We start from the raw sequence: 26,584 nt of genomic DNA, 5'->3' as shown, positions 1-26,584 counted from the left end.
TACTCTGGAGTAAGTTGCTTGTCGATAGCCTATCGGAACCCCACACGGATGAGGTACCTCACATGCCTGATGCACCCAGCACGGACTTCTACGCGGCCTTCGTGAAGTCGGGCCCCGGCTCCTTCCTGGCCAGCCGCCTCGGCCTGCCGCAGCCGCCCGTCCTGCGCCGCTACCAGGCCGGCAAGCCCGCGCTCGCCGGCCCCGTCCTCCTCGGCGGCAAGGGCCGCCTCGTCGAGCCCGTCCGCGAGCTGCTCGCCGACTACGACCTCGTGGTCAACAACGGCGGCGCCCGCGGCGCCGAGAAGCTCGGCGGCGCGGTCTTCGACGCCACCGGCATCACCAACATCGACGACCTCAAGGGCCTGTACGAGTTCTTCGGCCCGCAGATCCGCTCCCTGGGCAACAGCGCCCGCCTCGTGGTGCTCGGCACCACCCCGGAGCTGATCGAGGACCTCGACGAGCACATCGTCCAGCGCTCCCTCGAGGGCTTCACCCGCTCCGTCGCCAAGGAGCTGCGCGACGGCGCCACCGCCCAGCTCGTCTACGTGCACCCGGACGCCGCGACCGGCGCCTCGGGCCTCGCGTCGACGCTGCGCTTCCTCCTGTCGGGCAAGTCGGCGTACGTCGACGCGCAGGTCATCCGCATCACCGACAAGGACGCCGCCGCCCCGGCCGACTGGGACAAGCCGCTCGCCGGCAAGGTCGCGCTCGTGACCGGCGCCGCGCGCGGCATCGGCGCCACCATCGCCGAGGTCCTCGCGCGCGACGGTGCCCACGTCATCGCCGCCGACATCCCCGCCGCCGGCGAGGCCCTGTCCGAGGTCGCGAACAAGGTCGGCGGCACCGCGCTGCCGCTGGACGTGACCGCGGCGGACGCCGGCGCGAAGATCGCCGAGCTGGTGAAGTCGCGCCACAGCGGCCTCGACATCGTCGTCAACAACGCCGGCATCACCCGCGACAAGCTGCTCGCCAACATGGACGAGGGCAAGTGGAACTCGGTCATGGCCGTCAACCTCAAGGCCCCGAAGCAGCTGGTCGACGACCTGCTCGCCGCCGGCGCGCTGAACGAGGGCGGCTCCGTCGTCGACGTCTCGTCGATCGCCGGCATCGCGGGCAACCGCGGCCAGACCAACTACGGCGCGACCAAGGCCGGCGTCATCGGCATCGTCGACGCCTACACCCCGGTCCTGGCGAAGAAGAACATCACCATCAACGCGGTGGCGCCCGGTTTCATCGAGACCGCCATGACCGCCGCGATCCCGCTGGCCACGCGCCAGGCCGGCCGCCTCATGAACTCGCTGCAGCAGGGCGGCCAGACCGTCGACGTCGCGGAGACCATCGCCTACTTCGCCGCGCCCGCCTCGGCCGCCGTGACCGGCAACGTCGTGCGCGTCTGCGGTCAGAGCCTGCTGGGGGCCTGATCATGGCGAAGAACGTGACCGTGCTGCAGGCGCCGCCGTCGAGCCTGTCCGTGCTCACGCGCGGGCTGCGCGGCGTCCTGCCGGTGGTCGGTAAGCAGGGGAAACTCACCCCGGAGACCGCGCTGCCGGACCGGACCGTCGAGCTCACCGTCGACGTGGATCCCGCGCGAGTCGGCGAGTACTGCGAGGCCGTCGGGCTGAAGAACACCGGCGAGGTGCCCGTGATGTACCTCTACGTGCTCTCCTTCCCGCTGATCATGGACCTGTTCCTCTCGGACGACTTCCCCGCCGCGGCGGTGGGGTCGGTGCACGTGGAGAACACGATCACGCGCCGCCGCCGGGTGGAGCCGGGCGAGAAGCTGACGCTGCGCACGTCCGTCGGCAACCTGCGCGAGCACCGCAAGGGCATGCTCATCGACTTCACGACGGAGTTCACGGACGCGTCCGGCGCGTCGGTGGCGTCCGAGGTGTCGACGATGCTGATCCAGCAGCGGACCTCGCTCTCCGGTGAGCCGTCCGGTCCCGCGCCGAAGGAGGGCCGCCCCGGCGCTCCCGACGCGCTGCTCTCGGCCGACGGCGGACTGATCCGCCGCTACGCCGGCGTGAGCGGCGACCGGAACCCGATTCACATGTCGCCCATCGGCGGCAAGGCGTTCGGTTTCCCGTCGTCGATCGCGCACGGCGCGTGGACGGCGGCGGCGATGCTGCGCGTCGTCGAGGGCCACATCCCCGACGCGGTCGTGCACCACGTGCGCTTCGGCAAGCCGGTCATCCTGCCCGCGAAGATCGGGCTGTACGTCTCGCGCGACGAGGCGACCGGCGGCACCGAGATCGTCGCGAAGGACCTGAAGAAGGGCTTCCCGCACGTGACGGCCACCGTCACCCCGCTGTAAGTCCAGTTCTCCGACGGTGCCCGCCCGGCTTCGGCCGCGGCGGGCATCGTCGTCTCCGGGCTCGGGCGGTGGCTCTGGCTGCGGCTCGCGCACGCGACGGCAGAAGGGCGGTGTAGTCGTTCGGAGAAGCTATGCGCACCACGCATACCCCCTGTATGTGCAGGTCAGGCACATATTCGATCGCTCGAGCGATGCGCCACGCGCATTGCGCTTGCCGTACTCTCGATTCATGTCGACAGATCGCGCAGTCGAGCGGCGCAATTGGACCCACTTCGGGTACGGACTGGCGCTGTTCGTACTGCTCGACGTCACGGCATTACTCTGGGCCGGAACCTTCCCCGGTGACCCCGGCCTGGGACTGCTGTCGTTCCTCGGCGGTGCGTTTCTCGTCGTGGCTTGGCTGGTGTATCTGGCGGCGTGGGCGCGGACGATCCGCCGCTTCGTGTGGCAGTTGCTGATCATTCCGCTCATCGGGGCGACCGCCATCGCACTGTTGTGGACGAACGCCGTACCCGACACCCGGTGGAACTACGACGAACCCCGGCTGCGAGCCGCCGCCGAAAGAATGCTCGCCGACCCGCGGGCGGACGTCGACGACTACGCAGCACGGTCGATCGGCACGCAGGACGTGTATTCGGCGTCCAAGAGGGAAGGTGTCGTGCGATTCCACATCGCAGGTCCGTCGATCAGCACCACCTCCCTGGCATACCACCCCGACGGCGCGATTCCGACCGATGCGACTCGAACCAGGGTCACGCACCTCTCCGGCCGGTGGTGGCTGGAACTGTCGGACTAGCGCATAGGCGATGCGCAGCACGCATCGCCCCTATCCGAAGATCGGCTTCTGACCTGGCACTACCGGGGTATGCGTCGGACGCATCGCTTCGCGGAGCGACTACACCCGCCGTGCCCGGGCACCCGCCCACCGGGCCGGGCACCGTCGGACGATTACTCCGGGCGCTCGCCGCGGATGCCGCCCCAGAGGAACGAGGTCATGATCTCGACGGCGCGGTCGAGTTCGACCTTGCCGGTGGCCAGACGGTCCGCGATCGCCTCACCGGAGCCGACGAGGGCGACGGCGTAGAGCTCGAAGTCGGTGTCCTCCGGCGCGTACTTGGCGGCCTCGCGGAGCAGCACCGCGGTCATCTCGACCACCCGCTCGCGGTTCACCTCGGTGAGCGCGGCGAACGCCGCCTGGCCGGTCGCCTCGCGGTAGATCACGCGCCAGGCGTCGCGGTTCTCGTCGACGTACTTCAGGAAGCCGGCGATCACCGAACGCAGGCGCTGCAGGGGCGGCAGCGTGGGGCTGGCGTCGAACTCGATGCTGCGCATGAACCGGCCGGCCTCGCGGGTGACGCACGCGGCGAAGAGCTCGTCCTTCGACCCGTAGTACAGGTACAGCATCGGCTTGCTGATCTGCGCCTCGCGGGCCACCGCGTCCATCGACGTCTCGTAGAAGCCGTTGCGCGAGAACACCTTGATGGCGGCGTCCAGCATCTGCTGCTCGCGCACCGCGCGCGGCAAACGCTTCGTCCCACCGGCCATCGGCGTCCTCCTTACTCTCGAGTCAGATCCTAGCCCACGAGGTTACTCGCAAGTAAGTTCCGGTGAAATCCGTTCGGAATCAGCAGCGTACGGCGTGCTTCGCGCGCGCCACTCGCAGCACCGAATCGTCGAGCTGCTTCGCCGTGATCCGCTTCGCCTTCACCGACGCCTCCACCGCATCGATCGCCGCGCTCAGCTGATCGGTCGAGATCCACAGCGCCACGTCGGCGCCGGCCTCGAGCGACTTCGCGACGGCCTGCGGCACGCTGAACCGGTCGGTGATCGCCTTCATGCCCGACAGGTCGTCCGTGAAGATCGGGCCGTCGAAGCGCTTCGCCCCGTACCCGACACCGTCGCGCAGGAGCCGCATCGTCGCGGGACTGAGGCTGGTCGGCAGGCCCGGCTCGGTGAGCCCCGGCACCGTCAGGTGGCCGACCATGACGCCCGCATCCCCGGTGTTCACCGCGGCGCGGAACGGGATGAGGTCCTTCTGCTTGAGCTGATTCAGCGGCGGCACGCTCACGCCGCCCTGATGCGAGTCGCCCGACGAGCTGCCGTGCCCCGGGAAGTGCTTGAACACCGGGTACACGCCGCCGTCGCGCAGGCCCGCGGCGAAGGCCTGCGAGTACTGCACCACCACAGTGGGATCCGCGGAGTAGGAGCGGTCGCCGATCACGGAGTCGTCGGGTTGGGCGGAGACGTCGGCGTCGGGCGCGAAGTCCACGGTGATCCCCTTGGACTTGAGCAGCTTCCCGATCCGTGCGCCCTCGGCGCGCGCCTGCGGCACCGTCATCGTCTTCGCCAACTCGCGCGCCGAGACGAGGTCGGCGCCGGGCACGCGCGAGACGCGGCCGCCCTCCTCGTCGACGGAGACCATGGCCGGCACCTTCCCCGCCTTCGCGACCGCCTGCAGGGTCCCGCCCGAGAACACCGCGCGATCGGTCCAGCTGCCGATGAACACGCCGCCCACGCCCTGCTGCACGGCACGCCGGGCGTCGGCGGCGTCGCGCACGCCGACCATGAGCAGCTGCCCGACCTTCTCGCGCACCGAGAGCTTCGCGAGGAAGTCCGTACCGCACGTCGCAGGGCGTCCCGCACCCGACGACGGTGCCGTCGACATGGTCGCCGACGGGGCCTGCACCGCGGTCGTCGTGGACGGCGGGGCGTCGGGAGTGGACGGGCCGCACGCCGCGACGCCGGCCGCGGCGATCACCAGGATCGTGAGGTTCCGAAACTTCTGCATCGGGGCCAGTCTGTCAGATCGGGTCGGCTATCGGGACAGTCGAAGCAGCTTGCCGGTGAGGGTCGTCGCGTACAGCGCGGCGCCGTCCCATCCCGGGCCGCGGCCGAACCGCACCGACGTCACGCCGCGGTGGCCGGTCGCGATCGTGCACTGCGCGCCGGTCGCCGGATCGAGCCGCACGACGGTCCCGGGCAGGTCGAGCGCGACGTAGACGGCACCGTCGGGCCCCACGGTGAGGTCGTCGGCGAAGTGCCCCGGCCCGAACCCGGGCACCTCGTAGCGGCGCGGCCGGTCGGGCCGCGCGGGATCGATGGCGTAGAGCCGCGTGGTCGCGGTGGTGGCCGTCGAGGCCCACAGGCGGCCGGAGGCACCGTCGAACCAGAGGCCGTTGACGGGCTCGCCGCGCAGCGCGAAGGGCACGGCCGCGCCGCCGGGCGCGGTGGCGACGATCCCCTGCCGCGGGCCGAGGACGGTGCTGGTCACGGCGCGGCCGTCGGGCAGGAGCGCGAGGCCGTTGGGCATGGTCAGCCCGGACGCGACGACGCGAGCCGCGCCGGTGGCCGGGTCCACGACAGTCACCGTGCCGTCCGTCCTCCCCAGCAGCCCCGACGGTGCGCTGTTCGCCGTCGCGACGTGCACCGCGCCGTCGCGCACCACGATCCCGCCGGGGTTCGGCAGGTCGACGACGGTGCGCAGCGCGCCGGGCGCGGCGCCCGCGAGCAGGCTCCCCTTCCCTGTCACCACGTTCTGCCGGGCCAGGTAGACGGTGCCGGCACCGTCGAAGGCGAGGTTCTCGAGCGTGCCCATCCCGGACCGCAGGACCGTCGTGCGCCAGCCTCCGCAAGCCTGGTTCGACGGTGCCGCTCCCGCCGTCGCGGGAGTCACCGCGAGCGCGGCGATCGCGGCGGAGGCGAGGGCGGCGGCGCGGAGCGGAGTGCGGCTTCTTCGCATGCGCGCAGTCTGGCAGGCGGGGGAAAACCAGCCCGGGGGCGCGTCCGCGACGCGCCGGACTCGCCCGGACTTGCATCTTGCAACCGAGGCGTTTCGGCGTAGCCTGGAGGCATCAGGTAACCGTGAAGATCGAGGTGATCCGCATGAGTGTCCCCGTCAAGGTTCTGATCGCGTACGACGGCTCCGAGTCCTCCCAGCGCGCCGTCAAGTACGCCAGCAAGGTGCTCGCGCAGGGCCGCGACGCCGAGGCGATCGTCGTCACCGCGTGGGAGTCCACCATCCACCAGGCCGCCCGGCTGTCCGCCATGTCGGGCGTCGCGGGGGCCGGAGCCGCCGAGACCGCGCTCACCCGCGAGAGCGACGTGGTGCACGCCGAGGCGAAGAAGACGAACCAGCAGGGCGTCGACCTGGCGGCCGCGGCCGGCTTCACGGCGCACGGCGAGCTCATCGAGGTCTCCACCACCGTGTGGACCGCGCTCATCGCCGCGTCGGACACCTTCGACGTCGACGTCATCGTCTCCGGCAGTCGCGGCGTCTCGGGCATCCGGTCGCTGTGGCATTCGTCCGTTTCCGAGCACGTGCTGCGCGGATGCAAGCGGCCGGTCATGATCGTGCCGTCGGGCTGCGCGGAGCTGGACCTGTAGACTTTCCCGCATGGACCGCACCTCGATCATCGCCAGCGCCACCGCAGCGCTCGCCGGCATCGTCGTCGCCGTGGCCCTCGCACTGGTGAGCGGCGCGGCCGTCGCGCAGACGTCGCCGACCACGGATGTCAACACCGTGTCGAAGGACAAGGGCTTCCTGCAGGGCTCGTCGAACTACGGCGAGCGCGACGACTCGGGTGCCAACAAGTAGCCCCCACTTCTCCGACGAACCCCTGACCCGCCGCGCAGGCGCGTGGGCGTTCGTCGCCCTGCTCGCGCTGAGCTTCCTCAGCGCGCCCGGGAAGGTCGTCGCCGACACCAAGCTCGACCTCACGGCCAACCCCATCGGCTTCCTCGCCCGCGCGGCCAACGTCTGGTCCAGCCAGTCCCCGCTCGGCCAGGTGCAGAACCAGGCCTACGGCTACTTCTTCCCGCACGGCGCGTTCTTCGCGCTGGGCCAGTTCCTGCACGTCCCGCCGTGGATCACGCAGCGCCTGTGGTGGGCTCTGCTGCTGTTCGCGGGCTTCTGGGGCATCGTCCGGCTCGCCGAGGCGCTGGGCACCGGCTCGCGCGGCAGCCGCGTCGTGGCCGCGGCCGCGTTCGTGCTGGCCCCGCAGGTGCTCACGACGCTGGGCGCGATCAGCTCCGAAACCGCGCCGGTGATGCTCGCGCCGTGGGTGCTGCTCGCCCTGGTCCTGCTGTTGCAGGGCGCGGACGTGCCGCTGCGGAACCTGGCCGCCCGCTCGGCGGTTGCGGTCGCGCTGATGGGCGCGGTGAACGCCGTGGCCACGGGCTTCGCGTGCGCGGTGGCCGCGCTGTGGTGGCTGCTGCACGTGCGCTTCGGCGCCGGGACCGGCCGGTTCTGGCGGTTCAGCGCCTGGTGGGCGGTGTGCGTGGCGCTGGCGACCACCTGGTGGATCGTGCCGCTGCTCATCATGGGCCGCGTCAGCCCGCCGTTCCTCGAGTTCATCGAGTCCTCCCGCGCGACCACGCAATGGGCGTCGGTGCCGGAGGTGCTGCGCGGCACCACGTCGTGGAGCCCGTTCATCTCCGACGAGCGCGGCGCCGGCGCCATGCTCACCACCTCCCCCGCCGCGGTCGTCGTCACCGGCCTGGTCGCGTGCGCCGGCATCGCCGGGCTCACCATGCGGCGCATGCCCAAGCGCGGGGTCTGGGCGACGGTGCTGCTCGTGGGGCTGGCGGGGATCGGCGCGGGCTACGCCAGCGGCCTGGGTTCCCCGGTGGCCGAGCCGGTGCGGGTCTTCCTCGACAGCGTCGGCGCGCCCCTGCGCAACGTCTACAAGCTCGAGCCCTTCCTGCGGTTGCCGCTGGTCCTGGGCATGGCGCACCTGCTGGCCCGGGCGCCGCTGCCCGGCACCGTCGGCCTGGCGAAGGTGCGGCGGGCGCTGGCGCACCCCGAGCAGGACCGCCTCGCCGCGGGCGCCCTCGCCGTGGTCGTGGTGCTCGCGCTAGCGGGCGGCATGGCGTGGACGGGCAAGCTCGCGCCCCGCGGGCCGTACGACAAGATCCCCGACTACTGGTCGCAGGCCGCGGACTGGCTGTCCGCGTACGCCGCCGGGACCGCGCCCGGCCAGGCCCGCGCCGAACGCGCCCTCGTCGTGCCGGGCGCGCCCTTCGGCGCGCAGCTGTGGGGCCTCACGCGCGACGAGCCGATCCAGCCCCTGGCCGAGACGCCGTGGGCCGTGCGCGACGCGATCCCCCTCAACCCGCCCGGCGCGATCCGCGCCCTCGACTCGGTGCAGCGGCTGTTCAGCGCGGGCACACCGTCGGCGGGGCTGGCCGCGACGCTGCGCCGCCAGGGCATCTCCTACCTCGTGCTGCGGGCCGACCTCGACCCCGGCACGTCGCGCTCCGCCCGGCCCGCGCTGGCCCGCGCCGCGATCGAGGGCTCGCCCGGGATCAGCGAGGTCGCCCGGTTCGGCGCGGACATCGCGCCGCCGACCGTCGAGAAGGTGGTCGTCGACTCCGGGTTGCGGCCACCGCTGCCGGCCATCACGATCTACCGCGTCGACGGCGGCGCCCCGACCGGCCCGTACGTGGCCGACCTGGCGACGATGCCGCGCGTCGCGGGCGGGCCGGAGGCGCTGCTGGGGCTGCAGGCCGACGCCGCCGCGTCGGGCCGGCGCGAGCTGGGCGCGGCGCTGCTCGCCTCGGACGCGAAGGACGCGGGCCTGCCCGACGGTCCGCTGACCGTCACCGACACGCCCAAGCGGCGCGAGACCGACTACGGCCGCGTCGACGACCACAGCTCCGCGATCCGCACCGCCTCCGATCCCCGCCGAACGCTGAACCGGCTGCCCGACTACCCGGCGGCGGGGCTGGTCGACGGGACGTGGCAGGGCGCGACGGTATCCGCGTCCAGCTCGGCCGCCGACGCCACGCAGCTCGGCACCGTGCTCCCCGGCGCGGGGACCGCCGCCGCGGTGGACGGCGACAAGAACACCGCGTGGGTCTCCTCCGGGCTGGACCATGCGATCAACCAGTGGCTGCAGTTCACGCTGCCCGAGCCGCGGGCGGACCTGTCGGTGACGGTCACCGTCGGGCGCGCACTGGGCCCCGCGGTCACGCGCCTGCTCATCACCACCGAGGCGGGCACCGTCTACTCCGATCCCGTCACGGCGGGCACGCCTATCACGCTGGTCGCGCCGTCGGAGCCGACGCGCTGGGTGCGGATCACCGCCGCCGAGACCGCGGACCGCACCTGGGGCAACCAGTTCGCCATCACCGAGGCCGAGCTCACGGACACCCGGTCGAAGCAGTCGATCCCCGCGCGGCACGACGTCGCGCTGCCCGCGTCCGGGCCGGCGCAGCGCTGGGTCTTCGGTCAGGACACGATGGGCCGCTCCGGCTGCGTCGTCACGCCCGGCGAGAACGGCGCGCCGGGACCGGTCCAGTGCGCCGACATCGCCATCGGGCCGGAGGAGCCGGGGCCCCTGCGGCGCACCGTCGACGGTCCCGGGGCAGCTGCGGTGACGCCGTCGCTGACGGTCCGCGCCCGCCCGGGCCAGGCGCTGTCGGCGCTGCTCGGGGCGGCGGGCGCGCCGTCGGCGTTCGCGGAGTCGGCGGTCGGCGACGGCCGGGCGAGCTCCGCCGCGGCCGTCGACGGGGATCCGAACACGGTCTGGTCGGCGCCGCAGTCGGTCACCGAGCCCACGTCGCCGAAGCCGGTGCTGCGGCTGCGGCTGCCGTCGCCGCAGGTCGTCGGCGGCCTGACGCTGCGGCTGCCCGGCGGCGAGGCGCCCGCGCGGCCGACGCGGATCGGCGTCGACCTGGGGACGGGGCGGCAGGTACGCGAGCTGCCGTCGGGCGATTCCGTCACCGTGAAGGTCGAACCGGCCGTGACGGATTCGATCTCGATCTCGCTGCTCGACTGGGACGAGCGGATCAACATCAACGACTTCGGCTTCCCGGAGAAGATGGCGCCCGGGCTCGCCGAGGTGCGGGCCGTCGGCCCCGACGGGGCGCCCGTCCCCGGATCCGATCCCGCGCCCGCGGACCGTCCGGTCGTGGTGCCGTGCGAGACCGGCCCGACGGTGCGGATCGGCGACCGGCTGCTGCGCTTCCGGATCGAGGCGGGAGCGCGGGAGCTGCGCGACGGTGCGCCCGTCCGCGCCGTGGCCTGCGACCCCGCGCCGGTGCCGCTGCCGGCCGGGAAGGCGCAGGTCGTGGCGTCGCCGGGGCTCGCCTTCAGCGTGGACTCGCTGTCGTTGGACACGCCGGCGGCCGCCGAGGCATCGCCCCGGGACGAGAGCGTGAAGGTGCAGAGCTGGACCCCAGACCGCCGGGTGGTGACGGTCAGCCGCGCCGACGCCGATCAGGTGCTCGTCGTCCCCGAGAGCCGCAACTCCGGCTGGGCCGCGACGGGGCCGGACGGCACGCCGCTGCGCGCCGTGACGGTGAACGGCTGGCAGCAGGGTTGGGTGGTGCCCGCCGGGACCGACGGTGCCGTGACCCTGCGGTTCGCGCTCAACGCGCCGTACCGGATCGGGCTCTTCGGCGGGCTCGCCCTGCTGGTGATCCTCGCGGCGCTGGCCCTGGTCCCGGGCTCGCGGCCGCGTGCCGACGGCGGGCCGGTGCGCGCCTGGCAGCCGGGGGTCGCGGCGGGCCTGGGGATCGGCGCGGTCGCCTTCGTGCTCAGCGGCTGGCCCGGGCTCGCGCTGTGGGCGGCCGCCGGTCTCGCGACGTGGGTGGTCTCCGGGCTGCACGTCTCGGCGGACCGTCGGGCGGCGATCCGGGTGTTCGGCGCCTCCGGCTTCGTGCTGGCGGGGATGCTGCTGCTCGCGACCGGCCCGTGGCACGCCGAGGCCGGTTACGTGGGCCACGGCCCCTGGCCGCAGGGCCTGGCCCTGGTCGGCGTGCTGCTGATGGCCTGGTCGACGGTGCCGCCCACCCGATTCCTCCGCCGGCGCGGCGGCGCGTCCGGCGAGGACGAGCGCGAGGCCGGCGGCGCGAAGTAGGCCTGCGGGCTGGGTGTTGTCTCGCAGAGAAGCGATGCGCGCCACGCATACCCCATGAACCTGCAGGTCAGTGGCTCATTTTGCTGTTCGAGCGATGCGTCCGGCGCATACCCCCGCAGCTCCCCACGATTCCGCAGTGCTCGTTCGACGTCCCCACGCGGCGTTCCTTCCCCCACGCCGCACCGAATCCCCCAGGAAATGCCGTGGACCGGTGCGCAAGGCACACGCTCGGACGTCCCCGGGCAGACTCCGGGTGATGCGCCGCGCGCGTCACCCGCTGCCGAAATGCGCCTCTGACCTACAACGACGAAGGGGCATGCGTGGCACGCATCGCTTCCGTGCAGAACTACCCCACCGGCGCGACGGGCTCCGCGGCCGGCGGCTCGATCCGCGCCTGCGCGGCCTCGGCGGGCGAGGAGGCGGCGGACCGTCGGGCCTCGCGGCGAGCCAGCCAGCGACGGGCCGGCTCCTCCACCCAGGCGTAGCTCAGGGCCGCGACGGCGACCGAGAAGACCAGCGTCAGCAGGGTCACCTTCAGGAAGGCGCCGTTGAAGGGCACGATCGCGAACAGCGGGAAGATCGCGGTGAGCACCACGAGGTGCCAGATGAAGATGCCGTACGACCAGCGGCCGAGCGCCAGCATGAACCCCGAGCCGAGCCACCGCGAGGGCTCCGAGGCGGGCGCCAACACGAGCGGCGCCAGCAGCAGGAAGCCCAGCACCCCGCCGAGTCCCATGCGCAGGGCGAACTGCCAGGCCTCGGGGGTGTCGAGCGTGACGGGCCCGCCCAGCGGCGTGCAGATCACGGCGAACACCACGAGCGCCGCCGGCCAGCACACGCGACGGCGCGCCAGGCGCCGCACCGGAGCGAACCAGGCGACCGGAGCGCTCACGATCTCGGCGAGGACGATGCCCGCGACGAACCACGGCACGTACGAGGGCAGCCAGTTGTGGTGGTTCACCCCCGGCGGCAGGGGCAGCGCCGCGCCGACCCACGCCCAGCTCAGCGACACCGCCGCCACGGCGAGTAGCGCCGGCACCCGCCACCGCGCGGCCGAACCGCGCAGCCGCACGAGTGCCAGCGCGGCCAACGGCAGCAGCAGGTAGAAGAGCATCTCCACGGAGAGCGACCACATCTGGGTCAGCCCGTCGGTGAGGGAGTAGGGCACGAAGACCTGGGTCAGCGAGAGGTTGGCGAGCCAGGTGGAGCCCGACGGGGCCGTCGACCGCGGGAGCAGGGCCAGCGCGACCACGGCGACCAGGAGATACGCGGGCATGATCCGCACGAATCGCGACCGGTAGTACCGCCCCGTCGGCGGGCCGTCGGAGGACGTCCAGGCGGCCCGGGCGTGCGCGCGCCACAGCAAGAACCCGGACAGCCCGAAGAACAGGGCGACCGCCATGTCGAACCGGCCCCACACCCGGCCCATCACCGAATGACCCACCTGACCGGTCTGGAAGGCGGTGTGGGTGAGCATCACGGCGATCGCCGCGCACGCGCGCATGCCCTCGAGTGCGGGCACGAAACCGGCCGCACCCGCAGGCTTTGCAGATGCGAATTCGCTGGTCCCGACGGTGCTCATCGTCCACCGAATCTACCCGGGATCCGGGCGCCGCCCGCGCGCGTGGCCCATGCCACCCCGGCACCACCTGTAGGCTCGGGTACTTGTAAGGGAGCGCGACCGCGTGCCCCGACGGCGTGTGCGAACCCCGTACGCGCTCCACGAGAGCTGTGAGGAGACACTTCGATGGCGGTAGGCCGTAGCCGGCTGGCGCGCGTTATCGGTCCGATCCTGATCTTCTTGGGCGCGCTGCTGATCACGGCCGCGATCGCCGGACCGGCGTACGTCGCGGGCAAGCTGACGACGATCCCGCTGGACATCGACACCACGACGGTGGCGAAGTCCGAGAAGGTCGCGGACTCCCAGGCGGATGCCGACTTCCCCGCGAAGTCGCTGGACATGTGCTCGATCAACCGGGACAAGGCCGTCGTCAACGACGTCTCGGTGACGACCCAGACCCGCACGCTGGTGACCACTCCGTCGGACGAGTCGACGATGACGGTGCAGTCCGGCAGCTCGATGGTCGTCCCGTCGATCAAGACCAAGGGCGAGCCGCGGCACCCGCAGCTGACCGGCGCCGTGCAGGACAAGCGTCCCTGCGACGACGGCCTGGTGCAGGCCTGGCTCGACCGTGTCTCCCTCGACCGCGAGACGGGTGAGCCCACCGGCAAGACCTCGGAGGCGACCTACCAGCCCGGCGAGAGCACCCCGGCCGTGAAGATCGCCGACCGCAAGGGCCTGCAGTACCGCTTCCCCGCCGGCACCACGCAGGACGGCAAGTACGAGTTCTTCGACCTCATCACGCGCAGCAACGTGGGCCTGAAGTTCGTCGAGGAGAAGGAGGTCAGCGGCACCAAGACGCTGCACTTCCAGGGCCAGCAGAGCTGGGTGGACCTCTCCACGATCCGCGACAGCAACGACCCGACGCTGGGCACCGTGCTCACCATGCCCGCGAGCTGGTGGGGCATCGGCGGCGTCGATCCCAAGGACGACATCACGCTGAACCGCTGGGCGAAGACCGACGTGGACCTGTGGGTCGACCCGACCTCGGGCGTCATCGTCGACCAGTCGCTGCACTACACGCAGCAGTTCCGCCTCCCCGGCCAGGTCGCCCCGAACACGCCGAAGCAGGTCCGCGACTTCAAGCTCGACGTCTTCGACGCCAAGCAGCGCTGGGTCGATGCGACGGTCCGCTCGCAGGCGGAGGTCGCGAAGTCGGCGCAGAACAAGATCGCTGTCGCCAAGTACGTGGCGCCCGTCGCGGGCGGCGTCCTCGGCCTGATCGCCCTGGGCCTCGGCGTCTTCGCCCTGTTCCTGGGCCGCAACCCGGCCACCGCGGGCGGACCGGGCACGGGCCGGGCGGCCGCCGCCGGTTCCGGCGATGCCGCTCCCACCGCACCGCTCGACGAGGACCCGATCACCACGCCCGACGTGGGCGGCGATCCGGCGACGGAGGCGTTCAGCGCCCAGCCCCGGCCGGACGAGTCGCAGACCGAGGCGATCGACTTCCGGAAGCGCGACGAGCGCTGACGGTCACGACCGCACCGATCACCATCACCGCCGCGAGCGCACACAGCGCCGCGGCGGTGATCATTTCGGCGGGCGTGCGCGGCAGGGTGAGCAGGATCGCCGCCTCGGACGCGACCACCGCCCACGCGAACAGCGCCATGCGGGTGCGCTCGATAGCGATGGCGTAGAGCAGCAGGCCCTGCAGCAGCGCCAGGAGCGCGCCCTGCGCCGCGAACAGCCACAGCAGCCCCTGCACGGGCCGGTAGTCCTCACCGGCCAGGAGCGTCGCGAGCGGGGCGCACACCGCCGCACCGGCGACGCACGCCAGGCCCAGGGCCGTCAGCAGCCCCACGACGGTGCGCAGCGCGCTACGGGCCCGGCCCGGGGTCGCGAGCTGCGGGTAGAAGACGACGCCGACGGCCTGCGGCAGCCAGAACGCGACCTTCGACGCCACGGCGCCGAGGGCGTAGGTGCCGGCCGCGGCCGCGCCGAGGACGGGCCGCGAGAGCAGCAGGTCGAGCGAGGCGAAGACGACGAGCACCAGCTGCACGGAGCTGGCGCCGAGCACCGCGCGCACCCCCGCGTCGGGCCCGGCCTCGTGCCCCGCCGGGGCCCCGGCCAGCGCCCGGCCGACCGCGGCGGCGACGAGCGCGCCCACCGTCGTACCGAGGAGCGCCGGCCCCGGGCCCAGCAGCAGTCCGGGCACGGTGAAGATCAGCTTGCCCAGGCCGGCCAAACCGAGCAGCGCCGCGAGCCGGCCGAAGCGCCGCTCGCCCTGCAGCAGGCCCTGCTCGACGGCCAGCAGCACCAGGGCGGGCGCGGCGGCCAGCGCGGCGGCGGCCGTGATCGCCCGGGTGTGCAGGCCGGCGGCGGCCAGCGGCACCGCGACCGCGGCGAGCACCCCCGCGCCCAGCGCGATCCGGTAGCCCAGCGCCCGCATCTGCGCGGCCCCGGCGCCGCGGACCACCTGGCGCGCGACGACCGTCTGCAGCGCGAGCGCGGGCACGGCGAGGATCAGCGTCAGCTGCAGGAGGGAGGCGAACTCGCCGTATCCGGCGGGCCCGAGCCAGCGACTCGCGGGCAGGTGCACCAGGTACGAACAGAGGTTGGCCAGCATCGAGCCGATCGTGACCCACGCCAAACCTCGCACCCGGCCATTGTGTCAGTAGGCTCGGGTCGATGAGATCGCGCGACCTGGCCCTCGCCGCCTGGTCCGCCGTGCTCGCCGCCGTGATCCTGGGCCCGCTGGCCGTCGGCGGCCGCTACCTCCTGCTGCGCGACGCGGTCTCCACGCCCCGCTCGTACCTCACCGACACCGCGCTCGGGCTCGGCGACAACGCCGCCCGCGCGACGCCGCAGGACTGGCTCCTGGCCGTCGGCTCGCAGGTGGTCGACGGTGGCCTCCTGGTGACGGCGCTGCTGTTCGTCGCGCTGGTCGCGGCCGGCTGGGGCTTCGGGCGGTGCGCGCTGGCGATCCTCGCCGCCGTGGGGCGCGAGGCCGGCCTCGGCGCAGGCCTGGCCGCGGCGACGGTGGGCCTGTGGAATCCGTTCGTCGCCGAGCGGCTCCTGCAGGGGCACTGGAGCCTGCTGGCCGGGTACGCGGCGATCGGCTGGGCGGTCGTCGTGGGATTGCGGCTGGAGGGCCGGGCACAGCTCGGCGGCTTCGCGGCGTGCCTCGCCGCGGGCGGCCTGACGCCGACGGGTGCGGTCCTCGCGCTGATCGCTGGCCTGGTGGCGGCGCCGCGGCGGTGGGCCTGGCAGCTGGGGCTGTTCGTGTGCGCGGCCGCGCCGTGGCTGTACCCGTCGCTGGTCTCGGGCAGCGGGGTGCGCGCCGACCCGGCGAGCGTCGCCGTCTTCGCCGCCCGGGCCGAGCCGGGCCTGGGGACGCTGGGCTCCCTGCTGGGGCTCGGGGGCATCTGGAACCGGCAGGCCGTGCCCGACGGTGCCCCCTGGCTCTGGACCGCGCTCGCCCTCGCGCTGGTGGTCGGCGGGCTGCTCGTGCTCCGCGCGCGGGTGTTCTCCCCGCCCCTGGGCCGGTTCGCGCTGCTCGCGCTGTGCGCGGTGGTGCTGCCCGCGCTGGCGGCGACGGGCCCGGGGACGGCGCTGCTCGAGGCCGTGGTGCAGGCGATCCCCGGCAGCGGGCTGCTGCGCGACGGGCAGAAGTGGGTGGCGCTGGCCCTGCCGCTGTACGCGACCTGCATCGCGGCACTGGTCGCCGCGGTGCCCGCCGCCGCGCGGGCCGCGGGCGCCGTGATGGCGGTGGCGGTGCCGATCGCGGTGCTGCCGGGCCTGGCGTGGGGCGTGGGCGGGGCGCTCGCCCCGGTGACCTACCCGGAGTCGTGGCGGACCGTCGCCGAGGCGGTGCCCGCGGACCGCGGATCGGTCGCGGTGCTGCCGCCGGGCATGTTCCGGACGTACGCGTACGGGCCCGGCGCGCCGGTCCTCGACCCCGCGCCGCGGATGCTGCGGGCGCCCGTCCTGCAGACGGGTGAACTCCGCGTCGGCGGGCGCTCCGTCGACCGGGTGCCCGGCGCGGCGTCCGACGCGGAGGACGCGCTCGCCGCCGGCGGCGACGCCCTGGCGGGCCGCCTGGCGGAGCTGGGCGTCGGCTGGGTTCTCGTGGAGGCCGTGCTCGTGGACGGCGAGACGGCCTTCCCGGCGGTGCCGCTCCCCGGTCTCACGCTCGCCGTCGATACCCCCGACCTGCGGCTCTACCGGGTGCCCGGCGAGATCGCGACCGTCTCCGCGTCAGCGGCGGAGCGGGCCGGGGCGTGGACCGCGCACCTGCTGTGGGCGACGGTGCTGCTGGGCGGGGCGACGGTGGCCGCGACGGGCCGCGCGCGGCGGATCTCGGGGGCCGACGGTGCCGGCGCGCCGACCCCCTCGCAGTGACCCGAATTCCCGTACGGCGTGTAGGAAATCTGCTGTTCATTTGCATTCCGCATGGCACGACACCCCCCATTACTTCGTTCTGTAATTAGCGATGCACATGATGCGTCATGCACGACGAAATGTGAACCCCCGACAATTGTCGGGTTTCTCACTGTTCGTACGTCTTTTGCCGCGCTATGGACTTAGTCATCATGTTCTTCATGATCTCGGGTTTCTCAGAGCAGTGGCAGTGCCCGGCGGGAGAGTGGACCGTCTGGGCTCCGGACGCGACCACCAAGGAGGCGATGCGCACCGCCCCTGACCTGGACGTCTGCACGTCCTACGTGCAGGCCGACCACCTGCGCAGCGGCATCGACGGCGAGGCCTGCACCCGGCGTCTCGTCTTCACCACATTCACGATCCACGATGTTTTCGATGAAAGAGCCGTCGAATCGGTCTTCACCGAATTCGTGCGCGGGCACGGCGTCTTCCACACCGCATTTCCGGTGTCGACGGATCCGAATCCGCGCGGACGCACGCTTTCTCCGGAGCAGATCGCTCTCGCCGTCGAGGCCTCGTCGGAAACGCATCCCGGCGCGACAGTCAAGGACTACCTCATGTCGTCGGTGCCGGAGCTGCACGAGTGGGCGGCCTTCGCCTTCGCCGTGACCGGCGTCGAGCACGCGCGCCCCGGCACAGCCGACCCGCACTTCCAGGTGGTGGTCTGCTCGGACCACCTGTACACCGACGGGGTCTCGCAGGCCGTGAGCTTCTTCGAGCTCGTCTCGCGGTACACCGCGGCCCGCAGCGGCACCCCGTACGTGCCGGTGCCGGTGCGCCCGCACCGCGAGTTCACCCGCGAGCAGCGCACGCTGGCCGCCACCCTCACGCCCACGCATCCCGACGTGGTGCAGTGGCGCGAGACGCTCAGGCGCGCGGGCGGCATGCCGCGCTTCCCCCTGCCGCTGGGGCTCGCCGACGGCGAGGCGGCACCGGGCCGCATCGCCGTGCACGCCTCGTTCATCGACTCCGACCGCACCGCCCGCTTCAGCGCGGCGGCGAAGCGGGCCGGCGCGAACATGAGCAGCGCGCTCCTCGCGGTGCTCGGGCAGGTCCACAACAACCTCACGGGCGACGAGCTGTTCACCATGCTCATCCCGCGCGCCGACCGCTCCGCGACGGGCGACGCGATGGCCGTCGGCTGGTACGTCACGCTGGTGCCGGTGCAGTTCTCGGCCTCGGGGACGTTCGACGAGGTCGCACGCAACGCGCACGAGGCGGTCGCGACGGCGAAGCAGCTGGACCGCACCCCGGTCTACCCGGTCATCGACCTGCTGGCCGACGATCCGGGCTTCCCCGTGCAGCACGGCTTCACCGCGCCGATGCTCTCCTACATCGACGTCACGCGGGTTCCGGGCGCGGAACTGGCTCGGCAGCACGACTTCTCGGTGTTCGCCAATGCCACGCCCTCGCGCGAGGTCTTCACCTGGATCAACCGCGACGAGTCGGGCCTGGACTTCAACGCGATGCATCCGGACACGACGCAGGCGACCCGCTCGGTGGACACGGTGTTCCGCCTCCTCCGCGACCGCATCGTCGAGGTGGCCGACCACTCCCCCGCCCTCATCTCGGCGTAGCGGTCTCCGCCCGCGCGGGCGCGACGGTGCGGGCGGGGCGGAGATCGGCGGGGAAGCCGCCGACGCGGGCGTGCAGCTCGGCCTGCAGGGTGCCCCGAGCGCGGCTGTCGAGAGCGGGCGCGTAGGCGGCGGGCGCGACGCCGAAGGCGATCCACGGGCCGGCGGGATCGACGGCCACCGACGTCACCACGAGCCGGGCGCGGCGGTCGGCACCGTCGGGCAGCGGACCGAAGGGGACGGGCACGAGGCGGCGCACCGAGATCGCCCGGCTGGCGGTCGCGCGGGTAGCCGAGCAGCCGCTCGGCCTGCGGCACCGTGCGGCCGACGAGTTCCTCGGTGCGGATTCGGCCGCCCGACCCCTCCCGGAGCACGAGCGGGACCAGTGCGGCCAGCACGAGGGCCGCCACCAGGCCGAAGACGCCCCAGAAGACGTCGCCCGCGGCGAAGGCGATCTCCGCGGACAGCGCCGCGAAGGCGCAGGCCACGATGTGCACGGCGAGCTGCAGCAGCAGGGAGCCGGCCGTCGTGACGAGGCCCGCGATCAGGATCGCCGTGACCAGCGCGGCGGTGCCCCACCGCCGGTCCAGCAGCGCGCCGAGCAGTGCGGCGCCGAAGACGAGCAGGTAGGCGATCCACCACCTGCTCGCCCGCGGCCCCATCTGCACCCTGGTCATGCAAAGAAGATACAACCCGGGTTCGGATTCGGGCGGGGGATCAGTGCCCCCGGCGGATCCACTCCTCGAGGTGAGGCGATTCGGTGCCCAGCGTCGTCCCGTCGCCGTGGCCGGTGTTCACCACGGTCTCCGGCGGCAGCGCGAACAGCCGGTCGCGGATCGACTCGATGATCACGGAGAAGTCGCTGTACGAGCGGCCGGTGGCGCCGGGCCCGCCGGCGAAGAGCGTGTCGCCGCTGAACAGCTGCCCCGCCTCCGGGAGGTACAGGCACACCGATCCCGGCGAGTGACCGGGCGCGTGGATCACGCGGATCTCGGTGCCGACGACCGCGATCCGGCTGTCGTCTGCGAGGTCCTCGTGTCCGACACCCGGGTGGGTCATGCCCCAGAGCACGTCGTCTCCCGGGTGCAGCAGGATCGGGGCGTCGAGCCGTTCGGACAGCTCCGGCGCGACGGTCACGTGGTCGTTGTGCCCATGGGTGCAGACGATTCCGCGCACCGTGCGCCCACCGACGGCGTCGACGATCGGATCGGCGGAGTGCGCGGCGTCGATCACCACGACCTCGCTGTCGTCGCCGACGAGCCAGACGTTGTTGTCGACGTCCCAGGTGCCGCCGTCGAGGCTGAATACACCTGAGGTGACAACGCGTTCCACGCGCAGCGTCACAGGACCACCACCGAGCGCAGCACCTCTCCGCGGTGCATGGTCGCGAAGGCCTGCTCCACCTCGTCGAGGCCGATCCGCTCGGTGACGAACTTCTCCAGCGGCAGGCGGCCCTGCCGGTAGAGGTCGACGAGCTGCGGGAAGTCCCGCTCGGGCAGGCAGTCGCCGTACCACGAGGACTTGAGAGCCCCACCGCGCGAGAAGAAGTCGATGAGCGGCATGTCGAGGGTCAGGTCCGGAGTGGGCACGCCCACCAGGACGACGGTGCCCGCCAGGTCGCGGGCGTAGAAGGCCTGCTTCCAGGTCTCGGGGCGGCCGACGGCGTCGATCACGACGTCGGCGCCGAAGCCGTCGGTGAGCTCCTGGATCGCCTCCACCGCATCGGTTTCCGCGGCGTTGACGGTGTGCGTGGCGCCCAGCTCGCGGGCCCACTCCAGCTTCTTCGGGTCCCGGTCGACGGCGATGATGGTGCGCGCACCCACGAGGCGGGCGCCCGCGATGGCCGCGTCTCCCACACCGCCGCAACCGATCACGGCCACGGTGTCGCCGCGGGAGACGCCGCCGGTGTTCACGGCGGCACCCAGGCCGGCCATCACGCCGCAGCCGAGGAGCCCCACGACGGCGGGGTCGGCCTCGGGATCGACCTTGGTGCACTGGCCCTGGTGCACGAGGGTCTTCTCCGCGAAGGCGCCGATGCCGAGGGCGGGCGAGAGCTCGGTGCCGTCCTCGAGAGTCATCTTCTGCGTGGCGTTGAACGTGTCGAAGCAGTACTGCGGCTTGCCGCGCTTGCAGGCGCGGCACTGCCCGCACACGGCACGCCAGTTGAGCACCACGAAGTCGCCGGGCGCGACGTGATCGACTCCCTCGCCCACGGTTTCGACGACGCCGGCGGCCTCGTGTCCCAGCAAGAACGGGAACTCGTCGTTGATGCCGCCCTCGCGGTAGTGCAGGTCGGTGTGGCAGACGCCGCACGCCTGCACCGCGACCACCACCTCACCGGGCCCCGGGTCGGGGATCACGATCGGGAGGACCTCGACGGGCTCCCCCTTCGCGCGGGCGACGATTCCTCTGACGGTCTGCGGCACGGTTCTCCTCCTGGTCCGGATACGGCTATTGCCATCCTCGCATCTATCGCGGCGACGAGAACTCGGACAGCTCGCGCAGGTGCGATCCGGCGGGGGCGTCCCGGTGCCGCAAGTAGTGGACGAACAGCTCCTCCGCGTCCGCCGTGGCGTGCACGTCCGCGGGCCGGACGCGGTGCTCGAACTCGCCCTGGACGACGGTCTCCGTCTCCGTCTCGGCGGCCGCCGCCGGGCGGCCGATCACGTACTGGCGGAGGGCACCGTCGGGTTCGCGGCGCTTGATCTCGACCACGAGGCGGTCGTCCGTTCCCGCGGCCTGGAGGAACTCCAGCGACGTGGGCTCCTCCGTCACCGCGGCGTCCGGCGCCAGCGGGAACACCGAATAGAAGGTGTGCGGCAGGATCGCGTCGGCGGCGCCGATGCGCCGCACCGACCAGCGGACGCGCTCCTCGAGGTCGTCGGGGATCCAGGTGGTCCACTGGGCACGGCGGTCGTCGCGCTCCGCGAAGTCGGGGCGCCGCCAGGACGCTCCCACGGCGCGCGCGGGCTCGGGCCCCGCGACGGGCGGGCCTGCGGCACCGTCGTCGAAGAAGGCGACCAGGTCCGGCCCGATCCCGTACCGGGGCAGGGCGTCGATCTGTCGCCGCACGGCGAGCGAGCTGTACCTGCCGTTACGCAGGAGCGGCCCCTCGGGCTCGGTCTGCGGCTTGCGGCGCGTGCGCCGGAGCTCGCGCGGGGCGCCTTCGCAGACGTAGACGGCGGCGGTCGCGCACGCCCGCGCCAGCGGGTTCACCCGGCCGTACAGGTACCCGGCCACTTGGAACACCCGCTCGAGTTCCTCGTCGGAGCACCGCAGCACCCACGCGGCGGCCTCGTCCTCGCCGTAGCGGCGCAGGTCGGCGGCCGTCATCTCAGCGGTCGTCATCACGCCGCTCAATGCACGTGGTTCCTCCAGTCGGCGGGCACGCGGCCCGCGGGGCCGGGCACGGCCTGGTCGACGGGGTGGTTCTGCGGGTCGGCGAGCAGCGGACCGTCGTAGTAGTCCTCCGAGACGTAGTCCCAGAACCAGGCCTCGCCGGGCTCGAAGCTCTGCACGATGGGGTGGCCGCTCTCGCGGGCGTGGGCGCTCGCGTGCTGCGACGGCGACGAGTCGCAGCAACCGATGTGGCCGCACCTCGCGCAGCGGCGCAGGTGCACCCACCAGCCGCCCGCGGCGTCGCACTCCACGCAGCCGGCGCCGCTGGGTGGCACGGCGGGATCGATCGGATCGGTCGGTTCGCTCATGCTTGAATCCCTTCTCCCGGGTCGCCGGGGTCGGCGATCTCGTCCCGCTGCGGGCCGGCGATGGGCAGTTCCACGGTGAACACCGTGTTCCCGGGAACCGAGCGCACCGACAGGTCGCCCTGGTGCTTGTTCACCACGATGCGCCACGAGATGTCCAGTCCCAGACCGGTTCCCTGGCCGACGTCCTTGGTCGTGAAGAAGGGCTCGAAGATGCGGGGCACCACGTCGGCGGGGATGCCGCTGCCGGTGTCGGCCACCTCGACCACCACCGACTCGTCCTTGCGGCGGGCCCGCAGCGTGAGGGTGCCGCTGCCGTCCATCGCCTGCACGGCGTTGTCGATCAGGTTGGTCCACACCTGGTTCAGCTCGGCGCCGTAGCCCTGGATGTCCGGCAGGTCGGGGTCGTAGTCCCGGACCACCGTGACGTCGCCCTGCCCCAACTTGCGGCTGAGCATGACGACGGTGCTGTCGAGCAGCTCGCGGACGTCGAGCACCTGGAAGGGCGCGCGGTCCATCTGCGAGTACTGCTTGGCCGCCTGCAGCAGGGTGGAGATCCGGTTGGTGGAGTCGGTGATCTCGTTCATGAGCAGCTCGGTTTCGACCGTGTAGTACAGCCAGCGCAGCGCGCCCGACAGCGTCTGGACGTCGTCGAGCGAGCCCGCGACGCGGTCGAGGAAGTCCGTCTGCAGGCCCGCGGCCACGAAGACGGGGGCGAGCACGTGCCCGTCGCCGATGTCGTGGTCGTCGAGCCAGTCCATGAGCTCGTCCTCGCGGTCGGAGGCCTCCAGCGGGCCGAGATCGGGGGCGACCGCGACCGCCTCGACGGCCTCCTCCTGGAACTTCACGAGGTCCACCAGGCGGGTGCGGTCGAGCTTTCCGCTGGCGATGCCGGCCAGCTTGTGCCGCATGCCGCCGACGCGGGTGCGCAGCTCCGCCGCCGCGCGGGTGGCGGCGCCGGCGGGGTTGTTCAGTTCGTGGGTGAGGCCGGCGGACAGCGAGCCCAGCGCCAGCAGGCGCTCCCGCTGCTCGATCATCTGGCGGCTGCGCTGGCCGCCGTAGAAGACGCCCTCCAGCAGATGCACCGCCATCGGGAACCAGTCGTGCATCGCCTCGTTGAAGTCGGCGGCGGGCAGCATGAAGAACTGCGCCTCCGTCACCGCACGCATGGACGAGTTGTACTGCGTCTGCGCCGGGCCGCCCTTGCCGAGGAACGCCGACCACGCGCCGGAGTAGGCGCCGCGCTGGTCGGAGCGGGTGGTCTCGACCTCCGCGTCGCCCACCTTCTGCGACAGCGCGATCGTCCCCTTGAGCAGGACGTACAGCCAGTCCGCGGGGTCGCCGGTCGAGTAGACGGGGCCGGCCGGGAAGGTCTCCACGTGGCCGCGTTCGCACAGCCATTCCAGTTGCTCGTCGCTGAGCTTCTCGAACAGGAACAGGGTGCGCAGTTCGTCGACGAAGCACGGGTCATGAGTGCTCACGAGTCGACTCCTTCCAGATAGCGGTGGACGAACATCACGGCCATCGCGCCCTCGCCCACCGCGGAGGCGACGCGCTTCGCCGATTCGGATCGGACGTCGCCGGCCACGAAGATGCCGGGCACGTTCGACTCCAGGTGGAACGGCGGACGGTCCAGTTCCCATCCCGGCGGGGCGGCACCGTCGGGCGTGAGGTCCGGGCCGGTCAGCAGGAAGCCCCGCCCGTCGCGCTCGACGACGCCGTCGAGCCAGTCCGTGCGCGGCTCCGCACCGATGAAGACGAACAGGAAGTCGGCCGGGACCTGCTCCGTCTCGCCCGACTGGGTGTCGCGCAGCGTGAGCTGCGTCAGGTGGTCGTCGCCGTGCGCCTCGATCACCTGGGTATGCGGCTTGACGTGCACGTTCTCGATCGCGTTCAGCTGCTGGATGAGGTAGTACGACATCGACGCCTCCAGCGACGGGCCGCGCACCAGCAGGGTGACCGAGCGGGCGCCCTTCGACAGGTAGGCCGCGGCCTGGCCCGCGGAGTTCGCCCCGCCCACGATGTAGACGTTCTGCCCCGCGCAGGCCGGCGCCTCCGTCATCGCCGAGCCGTAGAAGATGCCCGCGCCGGTGAGCCGCTCCAAGCCCGGGGCGTCCAGCTGCCGGTAGGCGACGCCCGTCGCCAGGATGACGGTGTGCGCGCCCACGACGGTGCCGTCGGAGAAGCGCACGCGCCGCCCGGCGCCCGTCACTTCGAGGGCGACGACGTCGGCGGCCGTGATCATCTCGGCGCCGAACTTGGTGGCCTGCCGCCGCGCCCTGTCGGTGAGCTGCGTACCCGAGACCCCGTCGGGGAAGCCGAGGTAGTTCTCGATGCGCGAGCTCTGCCCCGCCTGGCCGCCGGTCGCGGACCGCTCGACGAGCACCGTCCGCAGCCCCTCGGACGCGCCGTACACCGCGGCGCCGAGGCCGGCCGGTCCGGCGCCGACGACCACCAGGTCGTAGAACTCCTCCGACGGGGTGGTGTTCAGGCCCACGTGCGCCGCGAGCTCGCTGTCCGACGGTGCGCTCAGCGCGGTTCCGTCGGCCGCGGCGACGAGCGGGAGCTGCTGCCCGTCGCTGCCCGCCGCGGCGAGGAGCCGCTGCCCCTCGGGCGACTCGGCGGTGTACCAGCGGTACGGGATCTGGTTGCGGGCCAGGAACTCCCGCACCTCGGACGAACGGGCGGACCAACGGTGGCCGACGACCTTCGTCTCCGGCACGGGCCGGTGGTCGCTGCACAGCCACGCCTCCAGCTGCGCGTCGATGACGGGGTAGAGCTTCTCCTCCGGCGGGTCCCAGGGCTTGAGCAGGTAGTGGTCCAGGTCGACCACGTTGATCGCCTCGATCGCCGCACCCGTGTCCGCGTACGCGGTGAGCAGGAGCCGGCGCGCACCCGGGTAGACGTCCATCGCCGCCTCGAGGAACTCCAGCCCCGTCATGCCCGGCATGCGGTAGTCGGCCAGGATCACGGCCACCAGGTCGCCGCGGAGCTTGAGCTCCTTGAGCGCCTCGAGGGCCTGCTCGCCGCTCTCCGCGCGGACGATCCGGTACTCATCGCCGTACTTGCGCCGCAGGTCGCGGGCGACCGCGCGGGACACGCTCGGATCGTCGTCGACGGTCAGGATCGCGGGGCGCCGTTTCTCGGATTCAGCCACCGTTTCAGATTACGGCGGTCGCGGCTTCCGCGTCGGCGAGTGCAGCTGTGAGCGAACGCAGCGGGTCCGGGCCGTAGGAGACCCGCTCGAGCGTGCCCGCCTGCGTCCCGATCGACCAGCGGGTGGCCCAGCGGTCGTGCAGGCCCTCCGGCTGCGCGATGCGGACCTCACAGTCGCCACGGGCGGTGCGCACCGTCATCGCCGCGATCGGTGCCACGATCTCGCCCTTGTGTCGCCGCCGGTCGCGGAGGTTGAGGACGGCCAGCACGATCATCGCCGCGAAGAGGAGGATGACCGCCGCGATGCGCCAGGGCGCCCAGCCGCCGTAGTCCATCCACATGAGTGCTATCGCCGGGATCAGGAGCGCGACGCCCCCGAACAGGTAGCGGGCGTCGCTCGCGCTCGTCGCGGGTTCCATCCCGATCGCGGTCCGCCACAGTTGGCCCGCTACCGTTGCGAGGGTCAGGCCGATCGCGAGTAACAAGCCGTGCGCGATCCGCTGACTCGGCGGGCCGTCGAACGGCCAATCGAGGAGCGTGAACGCCGCGAACAGCACGAGCCACAGCAGGAACACCACCCCGGCGAACGCCTTGAGCGCCGCGACCGGCACGGTCCGGGTCTCGACGTCAGCGCGCTTCATCGCCGGGACTTCACGAGTCCCACCGCACCCGATGCCGCGATGATCAGGTAGCCGGCGATCATGACAATGGCAAGAACGGTCCGGAGGCTCGGCCATTGCGACCAGTCCACGAGAAGCATCGTCGCAACGCCGAGCAGCCCGCCGACCAGCATCATGATCCATGCGATTCGCGGCGCTACCTCACGTTGCCTCATCATGTGTTCACGGTAACGGATACCGGTCGGTGCCTCGACGAGCTTCGGTGCGAGTCGGCGACGACACGCCGATGGACCGCCGCAGAGTCCCACCGAATCTCAGCCCGCGAGGGTCGATGCCCTCAGCTGGCGTCGTCCC

At 72.5% G+C, this 26,584-nt stretch carries 23 protein-coding genes; 9 read left to right on the top strand and 14 right to left on the bottom strand.

Going from position 1 to position 26,584, the window contains the following annotated elements:
• Nucleotides 1–62: 62 nt before the first annotated feature.
• From WFK95_RS01780 to WFK95_RS01770, 3 genes are all read left to right on the top strand, one after another.
• Entirely contained in the window at nt 63–1,421 is a 1,359-nt protein-coding gene (locus WFK95_RS01780) for a 3-oxoacyl-ACP reductase (RefSeq protein WP_224647707.1), read from the top strand.
• A 2-nt stretch (nt 1,422–1,423) separates the two neighbouring features.
• Entirely contained in the window at nt 1,424–2,314 is an 891-nt protein-coding gene (locus WFK95_RS01775; RefSeq protein ID WP_224647708.1) for a MaoC/PaaZ C-terminal domain-containing protein, read from the top strand.
• Between the two features lie 229 nt (nt 2,315–2,543).
• Nucleotides 2,544–3,110, top strand: a complete 567-nt coding sequence (locus WFK95_RS01770) for a hypothetical protein (protein WP_224647709.1) — start codon at nt 2,544–2,546, stop codon at nt 3,108–3,110.
• A 152-nt stretch (nt 3,111–3,262) separates the two neighbouring features.
• On the opposite strand, the gene WFK95_RS01765 is transcribed toward WFK95_RS01770, so the two are convergent.
• The 3 genes from WFK95_RS01765 to WFK95_RS01755 all read right to left on the bottom strand — a co-directional run bounded on the left by WFK95_RS01765 (nt 3,263) and on the right by WFK95_RS01755 (nt 6,053).
• A complete protein-coding gene (locus tag WFK95_RS01765; protein ID WP_224647710.1) occupies nt 3,263–3,859 on the bottom strand; it encodes a TetR/AcrR family transcriptional regulator in 597 nt (198 codons plus the stop codon).
• Nucleotides 3,860–3,938: 79 nt separating this feature from the next.
• Complete coding sequence (locus WFK95_RS01760) at nt 3,939–5,102, bottom strand: glycoside hydrolase family 3 N-terminal domain-containing protein (RefSeq protein ID WP_224647711.1); 1,164 nt, start codon at nt 5,100–5,102, stop codon at nt 3,939–3,941.
• A 27-nt stretch (nt 5,103–5,129) separates the two neighbouring features.
• Nucleotides 5,130–6,053, bottom strand: coding sequence for an SMP-30/gluconolactonase/LRE family protein (locus WFK95_RS01755; protein WP_224647712.1), 924 nt, complete (start codon nt 6,051–6,053; stop codon nt 5,130–5,132).
• Nucleotides 6,054–6,196: 143 nt separating this feature from the next.
• Between WFK95_RS01755 and WFK95_RS01750 the strand changes: the two genes are divergently transcribed.
• Genes WFK95_RS01750 through WFK95_RS01740 form a run of 3 tightly spaced genes read left to right on the top strand, consistent with a single transcriptional unit; the run spans nt 6,197 to nt 11,175 of the window.
• Nucleotides 6,197–6,697, top strand: a complete 501-nt coding sequence (locus WFK95_RS01750) for a universal stress protein (RefSeq protein ID WP_068524678.1) — start codon at nt 6,197–6,199, stop codon at nt 6,695–6,697.
• Between the two features lie 10 nt (nt 6,698–6,707).
• Nucleotides 6,708–6,908 (top strand): DUF2613 family protein, encoded by a 201-nt coding sequence (locus WFK95_RS01745; RefSeq protein WP_068740648.1) that lies wholly within the window; start codon nt 6,708–6,710, stop codon nt 6,906–6,908.
• A complete protein-coding gene (locus WFK95_RS01740) occupies nt 6,895–11,175 on the top strand; it encodes an alpha-(1->3)-arabinofuranosyltransferase (RefSeq protein ID WP_336669707.1) in 4,281 nt (1,426 codons plus the stop codon). Before WFK95_RS01745 ends, WFK95_RS01740 begins: the two co-directional genes overlap by 14 nt.
• Nucleotides 11,176–11,521: 346 nt before the next feature.
• On the opposite strand, the gene WFK95_RS01735 is transcribed toward WFK95_RS01740, so the two are convergent.
• Nucleotides 11,522–12,757, bottom strand: coding sequence for an acyltransferase family protein (locus WFK95_RS01735; protein WP_224647714.1), 1,236 nt, complete (start codon nt 12,755–12,757; stop codon nt 11,522–11,524).
• Between the two features lie 165 nt (nt 12,758–12,922).
• Between WFK95_RS01735 and WFK95_RS01730 the strand changes: the two genes are divergently transcribed.
• Complete coding sequence (locus WFK95_RS01730; protein ID WP_224647715.1) at nt 12,923–14,266, top strand: DUF3068 domain-containing protein; 1,344 nt, start codon at nt 12,923–12,925, stop codon at nt 14,264–14,266.
• Here the strand turns inward: WFK95_RS01730 and WFK95_RS01725 are convergent.
• On the bottom strand, nt 14,196–15,395 hold the full coding sequence (locus tag WFK95_RS01725; protein ID WP_336669706.1) for a polysaccharide biosynthesis protein: 1,200 nt from the start codon (nt 15,393–15,395) through the stop codon (nt 14,196–14,198). The genes WFK95_RS01730 and WFK95_RS01725 overlap by 71 nt on opposite strands.
• A gap of 29 nt (nt 15,396–15,424) precedes the next feature.
• Here WFK95_RS01725 and WFK95_RS01720 point away from each other — a divergent pair, with 29 nt between their 5' ends.
• Together WFK95_RS01720 and WFK95_RS01715 are read left to right on the top strand one after the other, a co-directional pair.
• Nucleotides 15,425–17,137 (top strand): hypothetical protein, encoded by a 1,713-nt coding sequence (locus WFK95_RS01720; RefSeq protein ID WP_336669705.1) that lies wholly within the window; start codon nt 15,425–15,427, stop codon nt 17,135–17,137.
• A 200-nt stretch (nt 17,138–17,337) separates the two neighbouring features.
• Nucleotides 17,338–18,753 carry a condensation domain-containing protein gene (locus WFK95_RS01715; RefSeq protein WP_336669704.1) on the top strand — a complete coding sequence of 472 codons (1,416 nt, stop codon included), beginning with the start codon at nt 17,338–17,340 and terminating at the stop codon, nt 18,751–18,753.
• On the opposite strand, the gene WFK95_RS01710 is transcribed toward WFK95_RS01715, so the two are convergent.
• The 9 genes from WFK95_RS01710 to WFK95_RS01670 form a co-directional block, all read right to left on the bottom strand.
• Nucleotides 18,740–19,009, bottom strand: coding sequence for a hypothetical protein (locus tag WFK95_RS01710; protein WP_336669703.1), 270 nt, complete (start codon nt 19,007–19,009; stop codon nt 18,740–18,742). The genes WFK95_RS01715 and WFK95_RS01710 overlap by 14 nt on opposite strands.
• A gap of 458 nt (nt 19,010–19,467) precedes the next feature.
• Nucleotides 19,468–20,094, bottom strand: a complete 627-nt coding sequence (locus WFK95_RS01705; RefSeq protein ID WP_336669702.1) for an MBL fold metallo-hydrolase — start codon at nt 20,092–20,094, stop codon at nt 19,468–19,470.
• Complete coding sequence (locus WFK95_RS01700) at nt 20,091–21,176, bottom strand: S-(hydroxymethyl)mycothiol dehydrogenase (protein WP_224647721.1); 1,086 nt, start codon at nt 21,174–21,176, stop codon at nt 20,091–20,093. The genes WFK95_RS01705 and WFK95_RS01700 overlap by 4 nt, the downstream gene beginning before the upstream one ends.
• Before the next feature lie 43 nt (nt 21,177–21,219).
• A complete protein-coding gene (locus tag WFK95_RS01695) occupies nt 21,220–22,098 on the bottom strand; it encodes a hypothetical protein (RefSeq protein ID WP_336669701.1) in 879 nt (292 codons plus the stop codon).
• A gap of 8 nt (nt 22,099–22,106) precedes the next feature.
• The gene (locus tag WFK95_RS01690; protein ID WP_336669700.1) at nt 22,107–22,457 is read right to left on the bottom strand and encodes a UBP-type zinc finger domain-containing protein; all 351 of its coding nucleotides are present in this window, start codon (nt 22,455–22,457) and stop codon (nt 22,107–22,109) included.
• Nucleotides 22,454–23,935: an ATP-binding protein gene (locus tag WFK95_RS01685; protein ID WP_336669699.1), complete on the bottom strand. Its 1,482-nt coding sequence runs from the start codon at nt 23,933–23,935 to the stop codon at nt 22,454–22,456. Before WFK95_RS01685 ends, WFK95_RS01690 begins: the two co-directional genes overlap by 4 nt.
• Nucleotides 23,932–25,611 (bottom strand): FAD-dependent oxidoreductase, encoded by a 1,680-nt coding sequence (locus WFK95_RS01680; RefSeq protein ID WP_336669698.1) that lies wholly within the window; start codon nt 25,609–25,611, stop codon nt 23,932–23,934. The genes WFK95_RS01685 and WFK95_RS01680 overlap by 4 nt, the downstream gene beginning before the upstream one ends.
• Before the next feature lie 4 nt (nt 25,612–25,615).
• Entirely contained in the window at nt 25,616–26,251 is a 636-nt protein-coding gene (locus WFK95_RS01675) for a hypothetical protein (protein ID WP_336669697.1), read from the bottom strand.
• Nucleotides 26,248–26,448 (bottom strand): hypothetical protein, encoded by a 201-nt coding sequence (locus WFK95_RS01670; RefSeq protein WP_336669696.1) that lies wholly within the window; start codon nt 26,446–26,448, stop codon nt 26,248–26,250. The genes WFK95_RS01675 and WFK95_RS01670 overlap by 4 nt, the downstream gene beginning before the upstream one ends.
• Nucleotides 26,449–26,584: the final 136 nt, after the last annotated feature.

This window comes from Tsukamurella sp. USMM236, assembly GCF_037148755.1.
GTDB lineage: Bacteria > Actinomycetota > Actinomycetes > Mycobacteriales > Mycobacteriaceae > Tsukamurella.
This window is presented reverse-complemented; position numbering and strand designations above follow the sequence as displayed.

Coding starts and splice junctions, on each gene's coding strand:
- WFK95_RS01675 (WP_336669697.1), bottom strand. CDS start 26,251: ATGAAGCGCGCTGACGTCGAGACCCGGACCGTGCCGGTCGCGGCGCTC.
- WFK95_RS01735 (WP_224647714.1), bottom strand. CDS start 12,757: ATGAGCACCGTCGGGACCAGCGAATTCGCATCTGCAAAGCCTGCGGGT.
- WFK95_RS01780 (WP_224647707.1), top strand. CDS start 63: ATGCCTGATGCACCCAGCACGGACTTCTACGCGGCCTTCGTGAAGTCG.
- WFK95_RS01730 (WP_224647715.1), top strand. CDS start 12,923: ATGGCGGTAGGCCGTAGCCGGCTGGCGCGCGTTATCGGTCCGATCCTG.
- WFK95_RS01695 (WP_336669701.1), bottom strand. CDS start 22,098: ATGACGACCGCTGAGATGACGGCCGCCGACCTGCGCCGCTACGGCGAG.
- WFK95_RS01770 (WP_224647709.1), top strand. CDS start 2,544: ATGTCGACAGATCGCGCAGTCGAGCGGCGCAATTGGACCCACTTCGGG.
- WFK95_RS01750 (WP_068524678.1), top strand. CDS start 6,197: ATGAGTGTCCCCGTCAAGGTTCTGATCGCGTACGACGGCTCCGAGTCC.
- WFK95_RS01745 (WP_068740648.1), top strand. CDS start 6,708: ATGGACCGCACCTCGATCATCGCCAGCGCCACCGCAGCGCTCGCCGGC.
- WFK95_RS01760 (WP_224647711.1), bottom strand. CDS start 5,102: ATGCAGAAGTTTCGGAACCTCACGATCCTGGTGATCGCCGCGGCCGGC.
- WFK95_RS01670 (WP_336669696.1), bottom strand. CDS start 26,448: ATGATGAGGCAACGTGAGGTAGCGCCGCGAATCGCATGGATCATGATG.
- WFK95_RS01690 (WP_336669700.1), bottom strand. CDS start 22,457: ATGAGCGAACCGACCGATCCGATCGATCCCGCCGTGCCACCCAGCGGC.
- WFK95_RS01715 (WP_336669704.1), top strand. CDS start 17,338: ATGATCTCGGGTTTCTCAGAGCAGTGGCAGTGCCCGGCGGGAGAGTGG.
- WFK95_RS01765 (WP_224647710.1), bottom strand. CDS start 3,859: ATGGCCGGTGGGACGAAGCGTTTGCCGCGCGCGGTGCGCGAGCAGCAG.
- WFK95_RS01755 (WP_224647712.1), bottom strand. CDS start 6,053: ATGCGAAGAAGCCGCACTCCGCTCCGCGCCGCCGCCCTCGCCTCCGCC.
- WFK95_RS01775 (WP_224647708.1), top strand. CDS start 1,424: ATGGCGAAGAACGTGACCGTGCTGCAGGCGCCGCCGTCGAGCCTGTCC.
- WFK95_RS01720 (WP_336669705.1), top strand. CDS start 15,425: ATGAGATCGCGCGACCTGGCCCTCGCCGCCTGGTCCGCCGTGCTCGCC.